This window comes from Plantactinospora endophytica (genome assembly GCF_016862915.1).
GTDB lineage: Bacteria > Actinomycetota > Actinomycetes > Mycobacteriales > Micromonosporaceae > Plantactinospora > Plantactinospora endophytica.
Genome location: NZ_BONW01000069.1, coordinates 1 through 4115, shown reverse-complemented (window position 1 = coordinate 4115; position 4115 = coordinate 1). Strand labels below are relative to the sequence as shown.

Below are 4115 nucleotides of genomic sequence, written 5' to 3'. Positions count from 1 at the left end.
CCTGGCGGGTGCTGGCACTGATTGTGGCCGGTGACGCACCGTGAGGTATGACTACCTCTCCCGCTTCCGGTCCCGGTGCTGTCTCTCCTGATCGCCGCGTTCTCTGTGCGGCGGGTCCGCCTACCTCGGCCGGTACCGAGGTGACACGCGGTCGCACACCGACTCCGACCTACGCGTCTTCCTCACCTGGTGCACCGACCAAGATTTGGATCCACTGTCGGCCGCGCGCGTCGACATCGAACGGTACGTGCGCTGGCTTCAGGACGTACGGCGGTTCCAGCCCTCGACCGTGTCCCGCCGCCTGTCGGTGGTGAACGGCGGTTCCAGCCCTCGACCGTGTCCCGCCGCCTGTCGGTGGTGATCGGCTTCTACCGCGTCTGCGTCATCGACGACATCCTGCCGCACTCACCGGCCGACTACGTCCGCAGACCGGTCGTCCCACCCGAATCACCCACCCTCGGGCTCGGTCACCTCCAGTTCGAAGCACTGATCACCACCGCACGCCAGTCCGACAACCCGAACGACTTCGCGCTGATCGCCATGCTCGGCCTGCTCGGGCTGCGGATCTTCGAAGCCTGCGGCTCGAACATCAGCGACATCGGAGAGGAACACGGCCACCGAGTCCTACGGGTACGCGGCAAGGGCGGCAAAGTCGTCCTCGTCCCGCTACCACCCGCGGTGGCCAGGGCCGTGGACCGGGCGGTCGACGGCCGCCTCGACGGCCCGATCCTGCGCAATACCCTCGGCGCCAGGATGGACCGCCACGCCGCCACCCGCCGACTCAAGCACCTGGCCGCCAACGCCGGGATCCGGATGCCGAGGATGCACCCGCACATGCTGCGCCACACCTTCGTTACCACGATGCTCGACGCCGGCGTCAGCTTGCGCGACGTACAGATCGCCGCCCGTCACGCTGATCCCCGCACCACGATGCGCTACGACCGCGCCCGCAAGAACCTCGACCGCCACCCGAACTACATCCTCGCCGCCTACATGGCCTCCGGAACATAGCGACCACACAAGCGAATCTGCCGAGATAAGTGCATCGTGTAGTCACTACACTCGTGGAGTCGGCACGTGTCGCGCCAGATGTGGGTGGGCGAGATATTCGGATGTTTGCGTGGGCAACATCGAGTTCAATAGCGCCGTGATCACGATGCAGGCGGTCGTTGAAGTCCCCGCGTTGAACAACGGCTCGACGCCGCCATGGCCGGTGGCCCAGACCGCACCGTGGTCCTGGCTGCCCCTCAGCGCCGACTGCCCCGATGAGGAACTCGGGCTGTTCGTGGCCGCTCTGGCTGCTCGGATCGAGGTGCTGCCTCCTGCCGGCCGCGATGAGGTCGTGGATGCCCTGCTCGCCGAGGAACTACTAATCATCGCCGGCGGCCTGCAGGTGGGTGACCCCATTACCGGAAAGGTCGTGGTGCCGGGCTGTTGCGCCGGATTGGAAGACTGGCGGGACTGGGCGCAGGCCCTTGCTGGCGGCTCGCCATGGCTGGGTCACGACCCGGCGCCTGAGATCGAGGCGGTTGGTGAGGACCTGCGGGTGTGGCAGGACGGCGGCCCGGACCGTCATCGCGGCCGCTCGGCCGGGCTTTATGTCGATCTCCCGCGTCATGCGTTGCCGCATCTGCTGTTGGGCGTGCAGCGTGACCTCGTCGGCTTCCTGGACGCGTTGGCCAGATGGGCTGAACGGGCCAGCCTGGGCCGGCAAGGGCCCGCCTTGGTGAGGGCAGTCGACCACAGTTTCACGATCACTGCGCCATGGGACTCGCCGGAGGGTTAGCGGACCGTCCATGGGGCGGGTTCGGCTTGCGCAGTGCTGACATCGTCACATGTCGGCATCCGCTTCTGCCGCGGATAGCGCGTGGGGAAGGTGCCGGTTGCCACGCGGTGAGGGCGTCGGGAACTGTTCGATTGGGGGCTCTGGCGTCAGTGCGGTGATCCCGGTCCTATGTGGGGTGGCGGTGGAGGAACCTGTTGCCGGGTGCGATCGCGACGTGGTCGCTCTGCGTCCCGGGGGCCTCGGCGCTGATCATTGACGACGTGAGCGATCGTGAGAGTCCTCGCGCGGGTACGGTCAGGAGGCGTCGGATCAGATGGCGATGACAGTGCCATACGCGGCGCGGCAACGGGTGCGGGCAGAGCCGGCCTACCAGCGGGCGGTGTGGGGTCTGCGGCTGGTACTGCTGGCGCCTGTGTTGATGGGCCTAGCCATCGGAGGCGTTGCCCTGGACGTTCGGGGAGTCGGACTGGTCGTCCTGTTCGCGTTCCCGTTCGGCTCGATGGTCGTCGGGCTCGGACTGTCCTGGAGTTCGATACTGCCCTTGATGGAACTGCAGCGGGTGATCCTTGGAGGGCATGGGCTGGACCGCCTCGGCCAGGCCGGAGTGTTGCGGGGCATGCTGCTCCGGGACGTGCTTCCGAACGCCGATCCGGCAGCCAAATCCGAGAGGTAACGCTCTACGCTGCGTCCGGCCTGCACGACATCGAGATCACCGCCCGTCACGCCTCTGCTTTGAGACGGATGACCGTCACCAGATGTACCTCATGGTGGGGACTCTCGGCGCCCTGATCTGCCGTTGTTGGAGCGCCAGGGTCCCGCGGCGACCGAGTTTCCGCAGCCGTGGTTCGAGGTCGGGGGCCCGGCCAGGGGCCGCAGCGGGATGACGCCCCAGGGCAGGTACCGTGCTGCGGTGCCGACCGACATCTACGGCTTTCTCGAGGTCCGTCACCCTTATCCTTACGACAGTGCGGCGTCATGGATCTGTTCGATGGATCTGGCTCCCCTGCATGACGGTATGGACTACGCGGCGCTTGGTTGCCTGTTCGGGGTGCGGAACTGGCTCTCCTGGAAGCCGGCCGCGGCCGACCGCGGTCTGCCGCCCGACGTGTCGGCCACAGTGCGGGACGATTACGAGAAGTGGTCCCGGCTCGACGGCGCTATCCATGGCGCGACCTGGGTTTCCTGGGCCGAACTTCGTGACCTCGACCTGTCGGATCCCGCGCCTGGCCGCGGCGTGTTGGAGATCCAGGAGAGGCCACGGGTAGATCATCCCGAGTACGACCGGTGGCCGGCCGGGAACCCCGAGTGGCACGGCCTTCGCCGACGTATCCGGATAGGCGACGAGTGGCCGAACGACGTCGTCGAGGCGTACGGCGTTCCGCCGGTCGGCAGCACCCCGGCCGACGCATCGCCGGGATGCTGGGCAACCGCCGACGCCAGATTCCAGTACGACTCATGGACGCGGCAGGACGTCATCGGACCCGGAACCGGCTGGGAACACCTCTTCAATGTGATGTACGCCCCCTCGGACAGCGCTTCGGCGATGACGGGGTACGTCTGGTCGTCTGGTTCGACTAGCACGATCGCCTCCGACTCCGAAGAGTGCACTTCGTACGTCCGCGCAGCATGGCAGGCGCCGGGCTACGTGAGAACGGCCGGGACGCCGGCAAACGTCAACCACTCGACCGGCCAAGACAGCCAAGATCAGCTATCCGGATCTGCCGCTGATCGGGCGCCCGTCTCTGCCGCCGCTGGGCGGGGTCATAGCCGACGAGCGAGCGCCAGACGGCCTACCGCTGATCCAACGAGGGGTTGACAGCGGTCCCTGGGTCTCACCGAACATGGTCGTGTGACCGACGAAGGTCTGGACCCCATCACGCTCAGGTCGGGCTCCTACGAGGACCGCGCGTCGGACCTCCAGCCGGCACCCATGTCGTTGCCTAAGGCCAATGGGACACCGGCGCTGCGCAGGTCCAGCCGGGGCGAGCATCCGCTGGCGGAAGCCGGTCTCGGTGTGACAAGTTCTCTCGCCGTGGCGGGCTGGCTCGCGGCCGGAACGCTCATCGTCATGCTCGTCAACGACCGCAGCGGACCGGAGGCCATGACCGGGCTTGCTGTCGCGTTCTCGATGCCGCCGGTTCTAGTGACGGCGCTGGGATTCTCTGCGGCTGCGGTTTTCATCTGGCACAGGTACCGGGGCGGGCGCGTCTCCCTTGTCGTCAGCATCATGGCCGCGCTGGCCGCGGTCGTCGCTCCGCTTATTTGGATAGCGGTAGTCATTCAATGATCGGCCCCAGTGGCGGTGTCCGCCTTGGCCGAGCATCCTCAA

Annotated in this window: 5 protein-coding genes; all 5 read left to right on the top strand. The window is 67.0% G+C overall.

Features of this window, described 5'->3' with window-relative positions:
- Positions 1-336: 336 nt before the first annotated feature.
- Positions 337-1011: a tyrosine-type recombinase/integrase gene (locus Pen02_RS41300; protein WP_203871667.1), complete on the top strand. Its 675-nt coding sequence runs from the start codon at positions 337-339 to the stop codon at positions 1009-1011.
- Positions 1012-1120: 109 nt separating this feature from the next.
- The gene (locus tag Pen02_RS42405) at positions 1121-1786 is read left to right on the top strand and encodes a hypothetical protein (protein ID WP_239142045.1); all 666 of its coding nucleotides are present in this window, start codon (positions 1121-1123) and stop codon (positions 1784-1786) included.
- 313 nt (positions 1787-2099) lie between these two features.
- The gene (locus Pen02_RS41290) at positions 2100-2459 is read left to right on the top strand and encodes a hypothetical protein (RefSeq protein ID WP_203871666.1); all 360 of its coding nucleotides are present in this window, start codon (positions 2100-2102) and stop codon (positions 2457-2459) included.
- 237 nt (positions 2460-2696) lie between these two features.
- Positions 2697-3602 (top strand): hypothetical protein, encoded by a 906-nt coding sequence (locus Pen02_RS41285; protein WP_203871665.1) that lies wholly within the window; start codon positions 2697-2699, stop codon positions 3600-3602.
- 33 nt (positions 3603-3635) lie between these two features.
- Positions 3636-4073, top strand: a complete 438-nt coding sequence (locus tag Pen02_RS41280) for a hypothetical protein (protein ID WP_203871664.1) — start codon at positions 3636-3638, stop codon at positions 4071-4073.
- The last annotated feature ends 42 nt before the right edge of the window (positions 4074-4115 follow it).

Coding starts and splice junctions, on each gene's coding strand:
- Pen02_RS41290 (WP_203871666.1), top strand. CDS start 2,100: ATGGCGATGACAGTGCCATACGCGGCGCGGCAACGGGTGCGGGCAGAG.